Raw genomic sequence first — 17,995 nt, 5'->3', positions numbered from 1 at the left:
CATTAAATTGGAGGGTTGTTTGGTCACACCTTTTTATTTTCCAATCCTAATCCACTCCATAGCGAGCGGCTGCTCCAGCGCCTTGATGACAATCCGGTTATTCCCTTGAAGAAGTGGATGGGGATCAGCCGTTCTAATCGTATGCCATGAGTCTCCAGTGACAGGGAGAATGACAGATATGCCATCATTGATGGAAATTTCGACCTTTGACTGTTCATCACCCATCCCGCAAACACGCAATGAAACCAGATGTCCTTCACCATGATGGGATGTATGATTCACCTCATAAGCCAGCCATTCATGAGGTCTTACATACACATGCATCCATTCATCCTCAGCCCAATCCTCACCCCGCATATGCTGGAAGTTAGTAAGCTTGCGGTTCCCCGAAGTAAACCGGATATCGGTTCCATCCGAATCCCGGAAGCCTAATTCCCGTTCAACGAATGCCTCGACATGATAGCTGATACCTTGTCCTTTATATCCATAGAAAATAGCCGGGATGCGAACCGGAGGCCGGAAAAGCAGGGAATGAACGATCTCCGGAAGGTAGACGCAACGATCCAAGGACAGATTCGCGAGGTATTCCCCTAATATTTGTTCAGCATCAGCCGTTTCCGGTTTCGCTCCGCCTTCGAGATAGCCGATAAGCGTCTCCCATCCTTCCGGCATTCTAACCGAACAAGGAGAGTTGGTCGTATCGAGCTTCTTCCATGTCCAGAAGTTCCAGGAAATGTCGTGGTCCTCGTATAAGCGAAAAGCGCCGGTATACCACTCGATGTTGTTCTCTCCCCCTTCGCCCATATAGATCGGCACATCCCACTCCGTGCGTTTGTCTAGAAACTTCTGAATGCTCTCTGTGTCCGGACTATTCCAATACTTATGGAACTGCAGCATCAGGTTGTCATCCGGCTTCTCCTCAAAGATGGACCAGTCTGTCGCCCAGTGGACCCCCTCCAAAATAATCATATGCTTATCATCGACTTCGCGAATGGCGCGAATGATATCGTTATATAACGGCATAAGTAGGCTATTATAGGCCGAGAACCATTCGGGCAGCGGCTCATTCAGCAAATCGTACCCCGCGACAATCCATTTGTCCTTATAGCGTCCGGCGAGCATGCGCCAAATCTCGATCGTACGCCGCCGGTTGTCTGCATCGATGAATAGCTCCGGTTTGTCGTTCGGGGAATCGTCAATATTTGTGCCTGTCTGCCCGCCCGGCGCACCGTGAAGATCCAGTATCGCATACACGCGATGGGCTTCACACCAGCCGATGACACGATCCAGCAAAACAAGATGGTCCTCATCATAACGCTCTGTATCTCCGTCATACAAAAAACGCGAATTCATCGGAATTCGGACGGAGTTAAAGCCTTCCGCAGCAATCCGCTGAATATCCGCTTCCGTGATATACCTGTCGTAGTATGCTTTCCAGAAATCCCTGGCCTTTTCTTCACCGATCAAGTCACGTATCATTTGTTCGATCCGGCGGGGGCGGTCTCCCTGACCGGGGAATCGCCACATGTATCCCTCTGGCAGCAGCCAGTTGCCAAAGCCAACACCGCGCAGCAACAGCTCCTCACCATGACCATTCACAATTCTCGGGCCCTTTGCCTTAATAAATCCATTGACTATGTTCATCCTTATCCGCTGCTCCTTCTCTCTGGCATGAATTAACCCTTTACCGCCCCATCTGCGATCCCGTTCAAAATATACTTCTGTAGAAGCAGGTAAAAAATGATAACAGGCAGCATAGCCATAACGAGCGAGGCCAGAATGCCCGACCAGTCGTTGTTGCCATACTGGCCGAACAGCATATTGGTGGACAGCAGCAGCGTATAAGAGTCGCTGTCTGTCAGCATCAGAAGAGGAAGCAGAAAGTCATTCCACATCCACAATAAATTCAAAATGGCGTTGGTCGCTGTAATAGGCAGAAGCAATGGGAAAATGACGACAAAAAACAAACGGAAATCGCCGCAGCCGTCCATCACGGCCGCTTCATCCAAATCACGCGGAATGGATTTCACGAAGCCATGGTACAGAAAAATCGCGAAGGATACGCCTAAGCCAATATAAATGAGGCCAAGTCCAAGGATCGAGCCCTGAACGTGAAGCTCTCTCGTTATTTTGGTGAGCGTAATCATGGTCGAATGGAACGGAATAAGCATCGACAGAATGAATAGACTGAATAAAAAGCGGCTTAACCGGCCCGGCGTTCTGGACAATTTATAGCCTGCCATGGAAGAAAACAGGATAATTCCCAGAAGGCCAACTGCAGCAATTACCGCCGTGTTGCCCAAGCTTCTCCAAAAGTTGATTTTGTCTATGGCCGCGGCGTAATTGCTAAATTGAAAGGAAGCGGGAGCCGCTAAAACATCGTTCAGCAGCTCGCCGTCTGTTTTGAATGAATTAAGGACACCCATGTAAATGGGAAATAACGTAATGACAGAACCGGCAAGCAGGACCAGAAGGATGAGGCCTGACCTCCAGTTGCGCTCTCTGATCATGCTTCAACCTCCCGTTTCTTCATAATGGCAAGCTGAATGAAAGTGATCGCCATGACGATCAGGAACAAAATCATCGCTTTGGCACTGGCATAGCCGTATCGGTTGCTTTGCGAGAAAGCCTCATCAAATATATTCAGCGCAATGACTTGGGTCGCACGGCCAGGTCCTCCCTTGGTCAAAGCGAACACGGCTTCAAATACTTTGAACGAGCTGTTTAGCGTCAAGAATACACCGATCGTAATCGCGGGGAGAATCATAGGCATTGTAATGTAACGCAAGGTTTGCCAGCCGCTGGCGCCATCGATAGCAGCCGCTTCTTTCACATGGTCGGGAATATTTTGCAGCGCCGCTATATAGATGACCATCAGATAGCCGACGCCTCCCCAAAGCGACAAGATGATAATCGCAATGAAGGATAAGCGCGGATCCCCAATCCAGGACTGATCCAGAAATAACAGACCCGTTCGACCAGCCAGATCAGGCAGCACTTTGGTAAAAATAAAGAGCCACATCATGCCCCCGATAATGAGACTGATCATATTGGGCATAAAAAAGATCGTGCGGAATAGCGATTTCGTTTTTCGCCGCGATTCAATGAGAACAGCCAGCATGATGGCAAAGACATTTTGCAGAATGACCATGGCAATGACATACTTCAAGGTAAAACCTATCGATTTCAGGAAGTTCTCATCCTCTATCAGTGCTTCCCGGTAATTGGCCAATCCAATGAACGAATACGCAGGATTGACGCCATTCCAATCCGTCATGCTGTACCAGATCCCGCCGAAGGCGGGGGCTAGTACGAAGAATGCATAAAAGACTAGAGCTGGAAGAACGAATGCCAGGAGGATGACTGTTCGTTTCGTTATAGGGTTGCCTGCCACCTTGGCTTCACTCCTTATTCACCTTATGGGTGATTACTTGGCTGTTACTTGAATCGCTTTCACCCAAGTATTGTCCATCGTCTCGATGAATTGGTCCTTTGTCACCGTCTTGCTATAGTAGCTTTGAAGCTGCTTGGCCTGCTCATCCGTAACGCCGTTCGGCAGCTTCAGGTCCTGATAAGCCTTTCCTTTAGAAACATAGCTCATGGCTTCATCAATCCAAGGGAACGATTTGTAAGTATGGACAGAGGAAATCGGATTGAATTTAAGTTTTTCGAACAGAGCGGAAGAATCCGTATCGTCAAGCATATAGTTCAGCAAATCAAGCGCAACGTCTTTATGGTCGCTATCCGGGGATACGGCGAGCGATGTCGAAGCCGACAGGTTGATCATCGTTCCACTTGGATCATTGCTTACGGGCAGCGGAGCTACTCCAAACTCCATGTCCGGATTTGTCTTTTGAATCGAATCTGCCATCCAAGGTCCTTGAACCCACATAGCCGCCTTACCATTCGCAAAATCCGCAGCGCCTGCCGCGCTGCCGGCCTCAAACGGTTTAGCCGTACCATTCGACATAATCAAATCGATAATATTGAAAATATCCGCTACATCTGCATAAGAGGCTTCGCCTTTATTCATTTTATCGACCCAATCGGGATGCTCAGAATTCACAAGACCGCCAAGAGATAGTGCAGTCATTAACTGTGGAACCCATGCCTCCTGGAAGGCTAATTCGAAAGCCGGGATATTTTTGGACTTTAGCACTTTAACCACATTTTTCATTTCATCCAGCGTTTGCGGAGGCGTCAGACCATTATCGCTGAATATTTTTTTGTTATACAGATATCCCCAAGCAAGGCTTTCGAGCGGAAGAACGGGCACTTTACCGTCATAGGTGACGGTCTGCTTGACACTGTCGAAAAGCTTGCTTACTGCCGGCTGATCCGACAGATCCGTCAAATAACCTGCATTATAGTAGGTCGGAATGTCGTTAGCATGGATGGCAAATACATCGGGTGCATCGTTCGAAGCCAAGCGGGTTTGCAGAATTTGTTTCGCCTGGTCGGCGTTTGGAGTTTCAAGTTTGATTTTCACTTCGATGTTTTTTTCCTTCAATTCCTTGGCTTTGAACTGTTCGAAGTATTGGTCGAACTGGTCTTTGAATTGCGGCAAGGTCAGAAATACTTTGAGTTCCACTTTCTTGGCAGGTTCTGCCTTTGCCACCGTCTCAGCTGCATCGTTGTCATTGGATGCTGACGTGTTGCCCTTGCTGTTCCCCGAACCGCATGCCGCAAGTATGGATAGCATGAGAATCAGTACGACGGACAGGTGAAACGTTTTCTTCATGTTCGATTCCCCCCTTGAGTGAGTTGCATCTTCAGTATAAAGAAAACGGTTGCAAGGGTCTTTCCAGCATTTTAGCATTCTGATTTGCATTATTTTGATGCCGGATCTACTTTCTTAAATTGCCGGGAGGCATTCCATAATGCTTCTTAAACACCCGGTAAAAATAAGCGATATCCGAATAACCCGTCATCTCCGATGCCCGTTTAATCGAGACACCCTCTTTTACAATTAAATCCCGCGCCTTCTCCATACGTAACCGTAAAATAGCGTCCGAAATATTCTCGCCTGTTCCTGCCTTGTAAGCCCGGCTTAAATGCTCCTTACTGATAGCAAAAATCTTTGCAATCGTTTCCAATGATATAGAATCCTGATAGTATTTATGAACATAGGCCTTCACTTCATCGATATTCAGCCTGGTTCTCGTCTGGCGTATGTCTTGCACGATTGTGATCACAGCTGTATACAAATTCGACAATTCCTTAGCCGCATCTAATAGGGAGGACTGGCGGATCCGTTCCCGGTATTCTTCCACGTCCATTACAAGCTCCGCAAGCTGAAACTCATCCTTAGCCAGAAGCTCCTCTAATATCGTAATAAAATCATAGGCAAGCTTAATCGGCATCTTCCTTCTCGCCGCTTCATCCTGAAGAGACTGGCTAAGATATTGAGCCAGTTGAGTAAAGGCATGCTCTATCGCCCGGCTATTCAAATCCAGCAAATGTCCGTAAATCAGCTTGCGATAGGACAAGTACCGATCCTGTATAGCCGCTTCCAGCTGGAACGCAATGGTCGGCGCGACGTTCATACCCGACATCATTTCCGTATTCAATTGTTCTACGCACTGGGACAGGGAAGCGTTAAGCTCCTCCGGATGGATCGGCTTGAGCATGTAATTAATCGCTCTGGATTGAATAGCTTGTTTTAAATATACAAAATCATCATAACCGCTCATGACAAGTATTTTAATAGAGGGAAATTGATCGTGAATGGTTTGAAGAAGCTCTACCCCCTCTAAACCCGGCATGCGCATATCGGTAATAACAATATGAGGCATGGTCTCTGCAATGAATTGGACTCCTTGATAGCCATCTTCCGCTTCGCCCACGATCTTCAGGCCTAATCTGTCCCACTCTCCCAACGATTTAACCACTTGCCTTGACCAAGGCTCATCATCCATAATCAGCACGTTATACATCACGAATCCCTCCTCTCTGTCTCCTTGTTGTCAACATAGGGTAATTTCATAAGTATGAGGGTGCCTGCCATGGATTTACTAAACATGCGAATACCGTAGGCTTCCCCAAAATGCAGTCGAAGCCGCGCATGAACATTACGAATTCCGATACTTTTACGACGCCGCGGCCCTGGGAGAGCAGCGGATGGCTCATCGGTGTCACTACCGTTTCTCAAACCGGCACGAAGGAGCGCTAGTTTCTCGGGCAACACCCCGACACCATCGTCCTTGATCATTACAATGACCCTTTTATCGATTTGCAGAATTCTTATATGCAGATGCCAAGCGCCTTCTTTGGCTTGCAGCCCATGCTCAAATGCATTCTCCACCAGCGGCTGCAAAATGAATTTTGGCACCCGGCAATCCATCACTTCCTGATCCGTTTCGATGACCGTATGGCATCTGCCGGCGAACCGCTGTTCCTGGATGAACAAATAGTTGCGGGTATGGTTCATTTCATCCTGAAGGGACACCATTTCATTCTCAGATCTAATGGAATATCGCAATAAGTCCCCCATCATCCTTGTGATCTGATAAATTTCAGGCGCCTGCTTAACGAGAGCCATCCCGCCGATCAGATTGAGCGTATTATTGAGGAAGTGGGGATTAATTTGAGCCTGGAGTGCCAGCAGCTGCGCATTTTTCACTTCAATTTGATATTGATATTCGTGCTCGATTAATTCTTTAATTCTGTGCATCATCAGGTTGTAACCATGCTGCAGCAGACCAATCTCGTCAAAGCTTTTAACCGATTTCATTTCGAAGCTCTGCAACTGCGCCTTTCGCATGGTCCTGGCCAGACTTATAATTGGCCGTGTAATCCGTAAGGAGAATAAGATGGAGAGAAGAATGGAAGCGGTTACAAAAATACCACCGGTCAGCATTCCTGCTCGAATCGTAGGAGAGGCGCTTGCCTTTACGGTAGACTGGGGGATCGCCTTTACGACGGTCAATTGTCCGTCTCCAATTCGCTCCATGAAGTAAAAATATTGTTCACTCTGATGGGATACAAGTTCGTTCGCAGGTATGTCCATCGTATGCAGTTCGTCCAATACCTCGGATGAAGCAATTCGCTGTGTTGATCCTGACAGAAGCTCGCCTTCATCGTTCATCAAGAACACGTAGCTGTCCGCTTCCGATTGCAAGATATGAACGACTTCCTGCCAAACCTCATTACGTATGCCAACCGATATGCCTCCCAAAAACATCTTATCCGGGAAACGATTAATACTATGATAGGCGTAAATCCCTTCAGGCGTCTGTTTAAAATACATGCTTACAGGCTCTTTGGCAATTCTACGCCATGCATTTTCTTGAATATTGAGGGGCCGAATCGTTCCACTATCTGCATAACTCACGGATAACGCCTTTTCGGTAGAGTGACTGTAGAGGGTGAGACGGTCCACCTTTCGCGCATTGGAGAAAAATGTTGTTATGAGCATGTCTCGTAATCTTTCATGGTTCTGTGACTGAGTATCACTGTTCATGTCATCGAGACCCGCCGTCATCTTGTAAATCAATTCCTTGTTAATTTGGAGAGTATAGAACAAGACGTCAATCTGATCAATTAATTCACTTAAATATTGATCCGCCCACAGCATTCTAGATTCATTAGCACCGATCATTTCCTTCTCCACTGACTCACGAGTGTTTATCGTCGCAATCCAGGTAACCGTGACAACTGGAAGCGTAGTCAGACAGGTCATGAGGATCATAAGCCGAAAACGCAGACTGATTCGCTTCATAAATGCCTACCTCCTAACCTGTGTTAAGATGCCTTATTCCCTTTAGTATAAACGGTTCATTCCTAATCACATAGGTTCAAATATTGATCTGTTTTTGTACAATATTGATAGCCGGATGACAACAAGATCAGAGGATGGATATAGAAACCAATATACGTAATATTCTCCTTCACGAGCTCATAGTCTGTAAAGGGGGAACGAAGCAGCTTCTTGGGAGAGGAGATGCGGTCCGAAGAGCCATCCTGCAAGGATTGGAGGTCGGACCCCTATGAGTACAGACCAGCTCATTGCCCTGCTCGTTCTTGTCATCATGATTGTACAGCTTGCCGTTGGCAAAAAGAAATCTTAAAGCCCGCACTATTGCATCTGCCTGCCACCCCTGCTTGCCTGGGTGGCGGGTATTTTTTCGCTCCACAATCACTTACTAAAGTTGAGAAACATTAAAAAGTATAGTAATATAAAGATACGAATAAAGGAGGCGGATTGAAATGCCTGAAATGGAAAACCGTATGGAAATAGGCATCAGCACATTTTTGGAAACTACACCGGACCCGGTGACCGGGGAAGTCATCAGTCATGCCGAAAGACTGCGTGAAGCCGTGGAAGAGATTGTACTCGCCGATCAAGTCGGACTGGATGTATACGGTATCGGGGAGCATCACCGTGCCGATTACGCCGGCAGTGCCCCGGCTGTAGTGCTTGCCGCTGCAGCGGCTATGACGAAGAAGATCCGGCTCACCAGTGCTGTAACTGTATTGTCTTCGGATGATCCCGTACGCGTCTATCAAGCCTTCTCTACCCTGGATGGCCTCTCTAACGGACGTGCGGAAATTATGGCGGGCCGGGGTTCATTTATCGAATCCTTCCCGCTCTTCGGCTATAGTCTGGATGACTACGACGAGTTGTTCGAAGAGAAGCTGGAACTGCTGCTGAAGATCAGAGCCTCGGAAAAAGTAACCTGGCCCGGCGGCCATCGTCCGGCTATAGATAATCTTCCTGTCTATCCGCGCGCCGTCCAGGACCCGCTGCCGGTATGGATCGCCAGTGGCGGCAATCCCGAATCCGCAATCCGGGCAGGCATGCTTGGCCTTCCTATCGCCTTCGCCATCATCGGCGGCATGCCGGAGCGCTTCGCACCGCTGGTCAAGCTATACAAAGAGGCTGCCGCCAAGGCCGGGCATAACCCGGACAAACTACAGATCGCCACACATTCGCATGGCTTTGTCGGCGAAACCACCGAGCAGGCAGCCGCCTTGTTCTATCCTTCCACGCAAGCCCAGATGAATGTCATCGGGCGCGAGCGGGGCTGGGGGCAAGCCTATAACCGTGCGACTTATGACGATGCCCGCAGTCTGCGCGGCGCCCTCTATGTAGGGGATTCCGAATATGTCGCCGAGAAAATTCTGCTCCTGCACAAGAATCTCGGCGTTACCCGCTTCTTCCTGCATGTCAACGTCGGTACTATGCCGCACCGTGAAGTCCTGCGTGCCATCGAGCTACTGGGCACCAAGGTTGCGCCGCTCGTCCGCCAGGAGCTTGCCCGGGGAGCCGCTGCGCAGTAAGCTCCGCAACTACAATTAAAGGGATGCTGTATCCGCCATGCGTATCATCAATGGCTGTACAGCATCCCTTTTTTTAATACATGGCTATGTTAAACTCTAACAGCAATATTAATATAATTGCCATATTCGCCACCTCAGACCGTCCAATCATTCTCTGATTTGATGTTAATCGCTTCTTGTAGAAGCCTTTGGAGGATAGCAGCAAAAACGGCGATAACCAACGAAGCAAATATGATGATGAGTCCCAAAAATCCAACAGGAGGGTCAACTTTCTTCGCTATAAAACGAAAGAGCGGCATAGCTAATACATACAAACCACTGATTGTAAACGCACAGCACTTGATGTTCTTCAACGCTTTCACAGATAATTCAGAGAACGCTGTGTTCTCGTCAATGTACCGTAAAAGATTGAAAGACTGATAGAGCGCTAAGTAAAAGGGCACAGCCGCTCCATACATCACAATGAAAATGAGATATTTCATTAAGTGAATATTTGGATACAACTCCGCTGCGAAATTCGCTATACGGGGCACTAAAAATATACACAAAGCAAGCACTGCAATTCCAGCCAGAACAATAATCACCTTTAAGAAAGTGGTTGAACCTCGTTTAACATTCATTTAAAACACCTCCTCCACTTATGTAATGACAACATGATTTTAGCATATGATTTATCGTTTTAAAACAAATTAATATTGTATTTAATTATATTATTATTGTTGTTTGAACTTGCTGGAGATACGAGAGAAACCAGAATAGCCTGTTTCAATGTCCGGCGGGAGCCGCGCATACGCCAAGTCCATACAATATAGAAAAGCTTCTTTTTGCCAAATCCAGTCCATTCCCTTCATCTCCTTCTGCAAAAAGACCATCTCCCAGGGAGACGGTCTCTATATTTCAATACAGCTTATTGGGGCGGATAAAAGCCATGGAGCACATCGCGCATTTCCTGCTTGATATGGATATCCGGACGTTTGGATGTGGCGAGTGTTTCCGCCTCTTGTACCGTGGATGCCAGCCCCAGCTCCAGCAGGACTCCCGTTGCTACAGTTCCTGTACGGTTACGGCCTCCAGCGCAGTGAAAATATACCGTTTTGCCGCTATTTACAGCCGCTGTAACCGCATGGATAGCCGCCTGCACCGAAGCCTCCTGGCCGCTCTCATGCTCCACAATCGGATAATGATGACGGGTTACCTTTGCAGGAAATCCTTCCGCTTCCGTTCCGGTATCCCTCAAATCGAATACATCGCTAATCTCCTGCTCCTGCAGAGCCTCGAACAGTGCATTCTCTCCGCCAATATAGACTTTGCCCGGAATGAGCTCGTGATAATTCGCCATAATCGTTCTCCCTTATTCGCCGGTTTCCGCAAACTGCTTAATGCGAGCGCCCACTTGATTACGTACCCGCTGAAAGACAGCCCACTTCTCTTCATCCGTACCCTGCGCTTTCGCCGGGTCATCGAATCCCCAATGCTCACGTTTTACCTGTGGCGGGGTAACCGGACACTTATCAGCGGCATCCCCGCATAATGTGATCACGAGGTCAGCGTTATTAAGCAGCTGCGGATCAATAATATCAGACGTCTGTCCCGATATATCAATACCCACTTCGTTCATCGCCTGAACGGCTTTCGGATTCAGACCGTGAGCCTCAATACCGGCACTGTACACTTTCCATTCATCGCCCAGGTATTTCTTGGCCCAGCCTTCAGCCATCTGGCTCCGGCATGAGTTCCCTGTACACAAAAAGTAAATGGTTTTCTTATCCATGCGTTTCAGTCTCCTTTGAGTTTAAAATAGGGTCAACGTTATATAGAGGCCAAGCAGCGTGATGAACAGCGTGGGGATAGTCAAAATAATGCCTGTTTTGAAATACGCTCCCCAGGATATTTTGACCCCTTTGCTCGAAAGCACATGCAGCCACAGCAGGGTTGCCAGAGAGCCGATCGGTGTAATCTTCGGCCCCAGATCTGAGCCGATCACATTCGCATAGACTAAGGCTTCCTTGATCAGTCCCGAGGTATGCGTAGCATCAATGGCCAGAGCATCAATCATCACGGTAGGCATGTTGTTCATGATCGAAGAGATGACGGCAGCAATAAAGCCCATCCCCATCGTTGCAGCGAACAGCCCTTGATCAGCCACAGCCTGAATCACATCGGCAAGAACGTCTGTCAGACCGGCGTTGCGCAGACCATACACGACTACATACATCCCAATCGAAAAGAATACGATCGCCCATGGCGCACCTTTCACCACTTCCATGGTAGGTACTACGGGACTTCTTCTTGCCATCAGCAGGAAAAAGATTGCGACCACTCCCACCACGGCAGATACCGGAATGTTCAGGAACTCACTTACGAAAAATCCTACCAGCAGGACCGCAAGCATAACCCAGGATAGCTTGAACATCTTCTTGTCTTTAATCGCATCTGCCGGACGTTTCAGCTGTAAGCTTTCAAAGGACCGCGGAATGCTTTTACGAAAAAAGAGGTATAGCACCAGAATACTTGCCCCCAAAGAAAACAAAGTAGGCATTAACATCCGGCCGGCATATTCCATAAAGGTTACCCCGAAAAAATCCGCCGATACAATATTAACCAGATTACTGACAACAAGCGGCAATGAAGTGGTATCCGCAATGAACCCGCTGGCCATAATAAACGGAAATACCTTCTTCTCATCAAAATTCAGCGCACGGACCATTGCCAATACGATTGGAGTCAGAATAAGCGCCGCACCGTCGTTGGCAAAAAATGCAGACACCACCGCACCAAGAATGGTGACATAGATGAACATCCGGGTGCCATTGCCGCGTGCCGCTCTCGCCATATGTAAGGCGGCCCATTCGAAGAAACCAATTCTGTCGAGGATTAAGGAATTTAGAATGATCGCAATAAAGGCAAGTGTGGCGTTCCATACGATCAGGGTGACATCATATACATCGTGAAAGCTGACTACACCCACAAGCAAAGCAATGATCGCCCCGCCGCAGGCCGACCATCCAATGGACAGATTCCTGGGCTGCCAAATCACAAATATTAACGTTACTACAAAGATAAGACCTGCTAAGATTCCCAAAATTCATCCTCCTGTGTACATCCACTTGAATTAATGCAATATTTCGCAGCAAACCGTTACCGGCGTTCTATTCAGCATGGCCAGAATCGCAGGAGTATCCGGCGTAAGCTGAAGCACGGCCTGGATGTGGGGTTTATCTTCTATGTTAAGCGAATAGTGTACCCATTGGCCCTTTTTTTGTTCCTTGACGATGCCCTTGCTTCTCAATCTCCGCAGATGCTGACTGATGGCAGGCTGTGAGATGTCAAAAATCTCAACAAATTCGCATACGCACCACTCGCGCTCTTTTAACAAAGCCAGCATCAAGAGACGCGTCCGATCACCCAAAAGCTTCAGGTCATCAGCCAGCTCAGTCACATCCGCAATATCGAAAGCTTCCTCCATGATAATCCCTCCATCCTAGACATATAAGCCCGTGCTTATATACTAAACCAGGATCGCAACATTGACAATCCTCAAATAAACATTGCAATGTGCAATTAAATATTATATAACTGATTTACGAGGTGAGCTTACTTGGAAAATGCACGTGAGTTATTTCAGATCATGACCCGGCGCCTGGGACTGCTGAACAAGAACTGCTGTACCGTTGGCGGCTGCGATCTCTCCCCTGCCCACAGCCATATTCTGTATGAGGTGGACCGCAGACATAACCCCTCCATGCAGCAGATCGCGGAAACGCTGGGCACGGATGTCACAACGTTCAGCCGGCAGGTTCAAGCGTTAATCAAAATGAATCTGCTCCAAAAAACACCGGATCCCAGCGACCGGCGAGTCTACACACTGTCGCTTACGGTGTCCGGCAAGATGGCCGCTACAACCATCGATACCCAAATGAATGCGTATCTGGATGAGGTCTTTTCGTATATGAGTGAATTTGAGCAAGAGACTCTGCTGCGCTCTGTGAAGCTTTTTAATGAAGCTATGGGGAAATCCAGCAAATGCTGTGCGCCCGTTACCGGGTGATTTCTCTTGGCTCATACTTGCATTATGCAAATATTATCATCAAAAGGAGTGTTGAAGAATGAACCAGCTTTCCAATGACCAAATCCGCCAAAATGTACGGGGCCGCTATTCGCAAATTGCCGTCAAAATCGTGACGCCTGCCTCCTCCTGCTGTGGTTCGCCGTCAGACTTCGATTCCATATCTGCAAAGCTTGGATATTCCGGCAGTGAGCTCGAAGCAGCTCCCGAAGGTGCCAATCTGGGCCTTGGCTGCGGCAACCCCCAGGCTATTGCTGAGCTTAAACCGGGAGAGCGTGTGCTTGATCTCGGGAGCGGCGGAGGCTTCGACTGCTTTCTAGCCTCGCGTCAGGTAGGCGATCAGGGGCATGTCATTGGTGTCGATATGACGCCCGAAATGATCAGCCGCGCCCGGAATAATGCGGTGAAAGGGAACTTCGGAAATACCGAGTTCCGCCTGGGTGAAATTGAGCATCTTCCGCTCGCCGACCATTCCGTGAATGTCATCATGTCCAACTGCGTCATCAATCTCTCCCCGGACAAACCGCAGGTATTCCGTGAAGCCTTCCGGGTCCTTGAGCCGGGCGGCCGCCTCGCTATTTCGGATATTGTAACCACAGCAGAGCTTCCGCCCGAGATCAGGAACGACCTAGGCGAGCTTTATTCGGGTTGTATCTCCGGCGCTTCTTCCATATCGGAGTTGGAGACTATTCTTAAGGAAAGTGGCTTTACGGAGATTAGCATTGAGCCCAAGGATGAATCCAAAGCTTTTATCAAGGACTGGATTCCGGGCGAAAGTATTGATCAGTATATCGTTTCAGCAGTAATCCAAGCGAAGAAATAAGGAGACAAGGCGGAAGATTCAGTCATCGGCTGGGCCTCCCTCAATCCGTACTCTCACCGCTGCGCCTATAGCGGAGTAGCCGACCTGTCCGTGTACATTGAGCGAAGCATTCGCGGGCAAGGCATTGGCAGCGCCTTGCTTGAGAAGCTGGAAGCCGCCGCGCAAGACAACGCTTTTCATAAAATTGTATTGTTCACCTTTCCCTTCAATGATGCAGGCCAAGGCCTGTACCGGAAAATGGGCTACCGCTAGGTTGGGGTGTTTGAGAAGCAGGGTGTTAGGGATGGAGCATTTATCGATGTTAAAACACCCCTTGACTTCCATCGGATAAACCTGAAGTTTATTCCAAAGGCTGTGCGAAGGGGTGTTTTCAATCTATAAAAATACTCTTTAGTGATTGATCCGTTCTGCTTGGAGCAGCATCCGGTACAGCAGAACAGTAGTCTCAGCACGGGTTAATGACTGCTGCGGCCGCAATTCATTTCCATACCCTTTTATCAAGCCGGATTGAATGGCTGACTGTACAGCGCCACTTGCCCAGCCGGCAATTCGGCCACTGTCGGTATAGACATCTAATTCGGCTTGCGCTCCGCTATTCCTTGTCTCCAGTGCTGCATCCGCCAGCCGCAATGCCCGAATAATCGTTACAATCGCTTCTTGCCGGGATACCGCCTGATTCGGTCTGAATGTACCATCTCCGAAGCCATCCATCATTCCATATGCTTGTAATGCTGCTACGGCGCCACTGTACCAATTGTCACTGCTTACGTCGAGGTAACCCGCTGGATTCCCTCGTTCCGGCAGCCCAAGTGCCCTTGCCAGCATTGCAGCGAGTTCAGCCCGGGTAACCATAGCTTCAGGTGCAAATTCTGACCCAGCCGTCCCCCGGACGATCAATCTGCTATTCATACTGGCAATTTCATTTTCAGCCCAGTGTCCCTGAATATCTGTGAATTTGGACGTACTGTATATTACTGCATAAGTGCTGTTCGTAAGGCTTCGAATCACAGCAGACCGATGACCATCCACTGTGATGAATGTTGTCGGCACCGGACGCACACCCGCATTCTGATCCCATACCACAGCCGTTGAAGCAGCACCGGCATCCAAAGGCAGGTACATAACTCTTTCTACATAATGATTGAAGCTGGATACTTCTTCAGTCTCGCCATTACGCTTGATCTGAACGGTAAAGTGGACCGGATCAGTCACCAGTTGATACCCACCGGCATTCGCCGCCTTCTGCAATCCTTCTTCCGCTGGGCCGTGCCCCATCAAGAGCCTCACTTCCATATCCTTCGTCCAGTCAGATTCCCGATTTACGATTTCATTTAGTGGCAGGCGATATCGGCCGTACTGGGTTACGAACGTGATTGTGGCTACTTTCCCGGCCAGAATCGGGACGGTATCCCCGGAAAGTCTTAGTGCGAGATTGTCTGCCCCTTCCTCGATTGAAATCGAGAGATTAGCTTCAGCGGCGATAGGCAGCGAATCGATTACCTGTCGCAGGTGATCCAAATTCAGCAGAGCGTCGATGGATTTTGCTCCATTCGTATCGGTTTGAACGGTGACAATCCCCGTTACTCTCTGATCATTAACCCGGACCACAGGCATTTTGTCCGGTGATGGTGGATTCGAAGAGCTTGGGGGATTCGAAGGAGCCGCCGGGACTGGGATCGGGACTGGTGTTGATGTTGGTACTGGTGTTGATGTTGATGTTGGTGCTGGTGTTGAATCCGGCTTGGAGTCGGCTAAGCGTGTCACGTTGAGCGTGTAAGTTTTCATTGAATCGTCCTGCGCTTTGACACGGACCTCGAACTTATTTTGACCGGTTGCAAGAACATACTCCCTGGTTAGCGAATGACTGTCTACCTGGAGTTCGTTCACATAGACGGCAGAATAGACATCAGCAGGAGTCAGAAGCATTTTCAACCCATACACCGGATGGCTTACTTCCAGACTGCTGCTTGACTTCTCGGGGTCAAAATCAAACTTTACCGTCCCACCGAGCCCTATCAGCTGCCAGACCTTCAAGTCCGCATTGCTGCTCAAAGGAACGATATTCCGGATTTCAATCAAGCTTACATTCGCATTGCCTGCCTTATCTGCCACATAGACTGAATAAATTCCATTCTCCTGTACGGTGAAGTGATCTGAAATTTCTGTACCCTGTGTATCAAAATAGGAGATCGAACGGCTGCCTGGCGCCCATTTTATAGAGGAGACCTGGTTGAATTCACCATACACAGACGCCGTTACCGCAACATTTACGCTGCCAAAGGTTGGTTCGGCCTGATCCATGTTCAGTTCGATAACAGGAGGCTGGTCGTACGTAAAAGTAATATTCACCGTTTGATCCAGCGTTGTACCACTTGCTTCTTCTATTGCAGAATAAGTCACTTTCTCCGCCACCACATTGTTGACCGCAAATGTGGCTAGGCCCTCCGCGTTGGTCAGTCCATACACTTCTTTGGTGACAGAGTTTCCATAAACTTCTGTAATGACAGAGCTTACAGCTTGAGCTTGAAGCCGCACCAGTTTTCCTGCAAGCGGATGGTCATACCCGTCTTTAAGCTTCACAGAGATCAAGGATTGGCTCTGTCCGTCCGCCCGAACGACCAGGCTACTTGCGGTAATTGTGGAGTGAGATGCACTTACTTCACCTGGTACAAGCTGAACCGTTACCGTTGAGGCCAGCATGCTCCCATCGGCAGAGGCACTTATCTTCGCGGTTCCTACCGCTGTCGGCGCCGTCAATGTCGCCGTATAGGTACCATTGTGGTTGTCCGTTACAGTACTCATCGTACCTGAGGTTGATGTGATCAACACTACTGCCCCTCCGGTGGTCAAGGCATTGCCCTGCGCATCCTTGAGCTTCACCGTTATCACTGTCTGACTCGTCCCATCAGCGATTAGCGAAAAATCACCCGCCGCGATGATGCCAGTCTCTGTTGAAAATGCGCCAGCTATAAAATGAACCGTTGCCGTTCCAATCAGCGCATTGCCGCCGACACTGGCACTTACGGTCGCGGTCCCTACCGTTACTGGCGCCGTCAACATCGCCGTATAAGTCCCGTTATGGTTGTCGGCGACGGTGCTCACCGATCCCGAGGTCGACTTAATTACCACCGTCGCCCCTCCGGTCGTCAACGCATTACCCTGGGCATCCTTCAGCTTCACCGTTACTGCCGTCTGACTCGTGCCGTCCGCCGTCAGCGAGCTATTCCCCACGGCTATGGTGCTGTTCGCACTGGACGGTGCTCCGGGTACGAACTGTACCGTTGCCGTTCCGCCCAGCGCAGTTCCACCAACAGTAGCACTGACCGTTGCAGTCCCCACCGCTACCGGTGCCGTAAGCGTCGCCGTATAAGTTCCGTTATGGTTGTCGGCGACGGTGCTCACCGATCCCGAGGTCGACGTAATTACCACCGTCGCCCCTCCGGTCGTCAACGCATTACCCTGTGCATCCTTCAGCTTCACCGTCACGGCCGTCTGACTCGTGCCGTCCGCCGTCAGCGAGCTATTGCCCACGGCTATGGTGCTGTTCGCACTGGACGGTGCTCCGGGTACGAACTGTATCGTTGCCGTTCCGCCCAGCGCAGTTCCACCAACAGTGGCACTGACCGTTGCGGTCCCCACCACTACCGGCGCCGTCAGCATCGCCGTGTAAGTCCCGTTATGGTTGTCCGTAACACTGCTCACCGTACCCGAGGTCGACGTAATTACCACCGTCGCCCCTCCGGCCGTCAGCCCATTACCCTGTGCATCCTTCAGCTTCACCGTCACTGCCGTCTGACTCGTGCCGTCCGCCGTCAGCGAGCTAT

Annotated in this window: 16 protein-coding genes and 1 pseudogene; 4 read left to right on the top strand and 13 right to left on the bottom strand. The window is 49.3% G+C overall.

The features are described 5' to 3' along the window. Positions 1-33 precede the first annotated feature (33 nt). From A3844_RS24390 to A3844_RS24365, 6 genes are all read right to left on the bottom strand, one after another. A complete protein-coding gene (locus tag A3844_RS24390; RefSeq protein ID WP_074108727.1) occupies positions 34-1,644 on the bottom strand; it encodes a cellulase family glycosylhydrolase in 1,611 nt (536 codons plus the stop codon). A 32-nt stretch (positions 1,645-1,676) separates the two neighbouring features. Then, positions 1,677-2,507 carry a carbohydrate ABC transporter permease gene (locus tag A3844_RS24385; RefSeq protein WP_074103548.1) on the bottom strand — a complete coding sequence of 277 codons (831 nt, stop codon included), beginning with the start codon at positions 2,505-2,507 and terminating at the stop codon, positions 1,677-1,679. Further along, positions 2,507-3,394 carry a carbohydrate ABC transporter permease gene (locus tag A3844_RS24380; RefSeq protein WP_143192152.1) on the bottom strand — a complete coding sequence of 296 codons (888 nt, stop codon included), beginning with the start codon at positions 3,392-3,394 and terminating at the stop codon, positions 2,507-2,509. Before A3844_RS24380 ends, A3844_RS24385 begins: the two co-directional genes overlap by 1 nt. A 33-nt stretch (positions 3,395-3,427) precedes the next feature. Next, entirely contained in the window at positions 3,428-4,741 is a 1,314-nt protein-coding gene (locus tag A3844_RS24375; protein WP_074085044.1) for an ABC transporter substrate-binding protein, read from the bottom strand. A 106-nt stretch (positions 4,742-4,847) separates the two neighbouring features. After that, positions 4,848-5,936 carry a response regulator transcription factor gene (locus A3844_RS24370; protein WP_074108726.1) on the bottom strand — a complete coding sequence of 363 codons (1,089 nt, stop codon included), beginning with the start codon at positions 5,934-5,936 and terminating at the stop codon, positions 4,848-4,850. Then, positions 5,936-7,720, bottom strand: a complete 1,785-nt coding sequence (locus A3844_RS24365) for a sensor histidine kinase (protein WP_074085046.1) — start codon at positions 7,718-7,720, stop codon at positions 5,936-5,938. The genes A3844_RS24370 and A3844_RS24365 overlap by 1 nt, the downstream gene beginning before the upstream one ends. Before the next feature lie 488 nt (positions 7,721-8,208). On the opposite strand from A3844_RS24365, the gene A3844_RS24355 reads away from it, so the two are divergent. Beyond that, positions 8,209-9,282 (top strand): LLM class flavin-dependent oxidoreductase, encoded by a 1,074-nt coding sequence (locus A3844_RS24355; RefSeq protein WP_074108725.1) that lies wholly within the window; start codon positions 8,209-8,211, stop codon positions 9,280-9,282. Between the two features lie 134 nt (positions 9,283-9,416). Here A3844_RS24355 and A3844_RS24350 read toward each other — a convergent pair whose 3' ends face one another. The 6 genes from A3844_RS24350 to A3844_RS24330 all read right to left on the bottom strand — a co-directional run bounded on the left by A3844_RS24350 (position 9,417) and on the right by A3844_RS24330 (position 12,748). Continuing rightward, positions 9,417-9,902 (bottom strand): DUF2975 domain-containing protein, encoded by a 486-nt coding sequence (locus tag A3844_RS24350; protein WP_074108724.1) that lies wholly within the window; start codon positions 9,900-9,902, stop codon positions 9,417-9,419. 93 nt (positions 9,903-9,995) lie between these two features. Then, complete coding sequence (locus tag A3844_RS33800; RefSeq protein WP_256702300.1) at positions 9,996-10,124, bottom strand: hypothetical protein; 129 nt, start codon at positions 10,122-10,124, stop codon at positions 9,996-9,998. A 65-nt stretch (positions 10,125-10,189) separates the two neighbouring features. Continuing rightward, positions 10,190-10,621: a protein-tyrosine phosphatase family protein gene (locus tag A3844_RS24345; protein ID WP_074085050.1), complete on the bottom strand. Its 432-nt coding sequence runs from the start codon at positions 10,619-10,621 to the stop codon at positions 10,190-10,192. A gap of 12 nt (positions 10,622-10,633) precedes the next feature. Continuing rightward, on the bottom strand, positions 10,634-11,053 hold the full coding sequence (gene arsC / locus A3844_RS24340) for an arsenate reductase (thioredoxin) (RefSeq protein ID WP_074085051.1): 420 nt from the start codon (positions 11,051-11,053) through the stop codon (positions 10,634-10,636). A 21-nt stretch (positions 11,054-11,074) separates the two neighbouring features. Continuing rightward, positions 11,075-12,364: an arsenic transporter gene (locus A3844_RS24335; protein WP_074085052.1), complete on the bottom strand. Its 1,290-nt coding sequence runs from the start codon at positions 12,362-12,364 to the stop codon at positions 11,075-11,077. 30 nt (positions 12,365-12,394) lie between these two features. Beyond that, entirely contained in the window at positions 12,395-12,748 is a 354-nt protein-coding gene (locus tag A3844_RS24330; RefSeq protein ID WP_074085053.1) for an ArsR/SmtB family transcription factor, read from the bottom strand. A gap of 132 nt (positions 12,749-12,880) precedes the next feature. Here A3844_RS24330 and A3844_RS24325 point away from each other — a divergent pair, with 132 nt between their 5' ends. The 3 genes and pseudogenes from A3844_RS24325 to A3844_RS24315 all read left to right on the top strand — a co-directional run. After that, on the top strand, positions 12,881-13,330 hold the full coding sequence (locus A3844_RS24325) for a MarR family winged helix-turn-helix transcriptional regulator (RefSeq protein WP_074102789.1): 450 nt from the start codon (positions 12,881-12,883) through the stop codon (positions 13,328-13,330). A 58-nt stretch (positions 13,331-13,388) separates the two neighbouring features. Next, on the top strand, positions 13,389-14,171 hold the full coding sequence (locus tag A3844_RS24320; protein WP_074108723.1) for an arsenite methyltransferase: 783 nt from the start codon (positions 13,389-13,391) through the stop codon (positions 14,169-14,171). A 24-nt stretch (positions 14,172-14,195) separates the two neighbouring features. After that, positions 14,196-14,420 (top strand): annotated as a pseudogene (locus A3844_RS24315) (GNAT family N-acetyltransferase); the annotation flags it as partial. 141 nt (positions 14,421-14,561) lie between these two features. Here A3844_RS24315 and A3844_RS24310 read toward each other — a convergent pair. Further along, positions 14,562-17,995: invasin domain 3-containing protein (locus tag A3844_RS24310; RefSeq protein WP_208619455.1), on the bottom strand; the 3,434-nt coding region annotated here is incomplete at its 5' end.

The sequence above is a fragment of the Paenibacillus helianthi genome, from assembly GCF_001909055.1.
Lineage (GTDB): Bacteria > Bacillota > Bacilli > Paenibacillales > Paenibacillaceae > Paenibacillus_AQ > Paenibacillus_AQ helianthi.
Note: the sequence above shows the minus strand (reverse complement) of the source record. Positions and strands in the feature narration are given on the sequence as shown.

Bases quoted from the DNA above. Each gene is read 5' to 3' on its own strand.
- A3844_RS24390 (WP_074108727.1), bottom strand. From the start codon at position 1,644: ATGAACATAGTCAATGGATTTATTAAGGCAAAGGGCCCGAGAATTGTG.
- A3844_RS24375 (WP_074085044.1), bottom strand. From the start codon at position 4,741: ATGAAGAAAACGTTTCACCTGTCCGTCGTACTGATTCTCATGCTATCC.
- A3844_RS24370 (WP_074108726.1), bottom strand. From the start codon at position 5,936: ATGTATAACGTGCTGATTATGGATGATGAGCCTTGGTCAAGGCAAGTG.
- A3844_RS24365 (WP_074085046.1), bottom strand. From the start codon at position 7,720: ATGAAGCGAATCAGTCTGCGTTTTCGGCTTATGATCCTCATGACCTGT.
- A3844_RS24355 (WP_074108725.1), top strand. From the start codon at position 8,209: ATGCCTGAAATGGAAAACCGTATGGAAATAGGCATCAGCACATTTTTG.
- A3844_RS24350 (WP_074108724.1), bottom strand. From the start codon at position 9,902: ATGAATGTTAAACGAGGTTCAACCACTTTCTTAAAGGTGATTATTGTT.
- A3844_RS33800 (WP_256702300.1), bottom strand. From the start codon at position 10,124: ATGGACTGGATTTGGCAAAAAGAAGCTTTTCTATATTGTATGGACTTG.
- A3844_RS24345 (WP_074085050.1), bottom strand. From the start codon at position 10,621: ATGGCGAATTATCACGAGCTCATTCCGGGCAAAGTCTATATTGGCGGA.
- arsC (WP_074085051.1), bottom strand. From the start codon at position 11,053: ATGGATAAGAAAACCATTTACTTTTTGTGTACAGGGAACTCATGCCGG.
- A3844_RS24330 (WP_074085053.1), bottom strand. From the start codon at position 12,748: ATGGAGGAAGCTTTCGATATTGCGGATGTGACTGAGCTGGCTGATGAC.
- A3844_RS24320 (WP_074108723.1), top strand. From the start codon at position 13,389: ATGAACCAGCTTTCCAATGACCAAATCCGCCAAAATGTACGGGGCCGC.